This window comes from Acidisoma sp. C75, from assembly GCF_054665095.1.
Window position 1 is genome coordinate 1 of the sequence record NZ_BAAFHD010000035.1, and the last position, 1,044, is coordinate 1,044.

A 1,044-nucleotide genomic window follows, 5' to 3' on the forward strand; every position below is an offset into this window, starting at 1 on the left:
GGCGTAATCGAACGCCATGACATTGACGGCGGGGCCGAAGCTGCGGAGGCGGGCGGGCAGGAGATCGCGCGCCAGGATCTCGCCGCGATAGCGGCTGTGGCGGAGGGCGGCGCGTTGCCCGGCGGCGATCTGCCGGGCGAGATCGGCGAAGCGCATGGCAGGATCGAGCGAGACGGGCAGGGGCAGGCTATTGCTCGTCATCGCCGGCACATCCCGCAGCCGCGGCCCGCGCAGGCCGCGCGCGGCGAGGTTGAGGAGCAGGGCATCCCGCCCGAGCAGCGCCTGCACGAGGATGGCGACGGCAGCGGCGAAGCTTTGCGGCAAGCCGAGCCCGGCGGCCTCGGCGGCGGCGGCGAAGCGGGTTGTCAGATCATCGTCTGGCGCGAGCGGCAGGGTCAGATGCTGATCGCCCGGCGGCGCGGTGCCGGGGCCGAGCAGCACCGGCTCGGGGGCGGGGCCGAGCAGCCGATGCCAATAGGCCCGATCCGCCGCCTCAGCCGCCGAACCGGCATAGTCCTCATCCGCATCGAGCAGCCGGTCGAGATCATCCAGCGGATGCGGCGCTGTCCGGCCCGTGGCGGCGCCTTCCGAATAGGCCGCCGCCAGCCGCCGGACGATCTCGGCGCCGCCCGCGCCATCCATGACGAGGTGGTGATAGCGCTGCAGGAGGAAGTGCTGGCCGCTGCCGAGGGTGATCAGCGCGAAGCCGAAGGGGCGTTCGCGAAATTGCAGCGCCGCTTGCCGCAGATCTTCCGCGATCCAGTCTTCGAGGGCCACCGTATCGGGCAGGAAGACATGGCGGAGCGCCGCCGCCGCGGGCGGGACGAATTCCTGCCAGACGCCGTCTGCCGCTTCGGCGAAGCGGGCATGCAGCGTCCTCGTGCGGGCGATGACGGCATCGACCGCCCGGGACAGCAGCACCGCATCGATCGGCGCATCGAAGCGCAGCAACTCGCCAATGATGTAAGCCGCGCTCTCCCGCCGCAGCTCCTGCCCAAGCCACACCCCCCTCTGCGCCGCACTCAACTGCCGCGCATATACGCC

1 protein-coding gene is annotated in these 1,044 nt (G+C 71.6%); it reads right to left on the reverse strand.

Features of this window, described 5'->3' with window-relative positions:
* The coding region (locus tag ACYQ7X_RS17440) for a condensation domain-containing protein (protein WP_459698344.1) at positions 1 to 1,026 on the reverse strand (1,026 nt) is incomplete at its 3' end.
* Between the last annotated feature and the right edge of the window lie 18 nt (positions 1,027 to 1,044).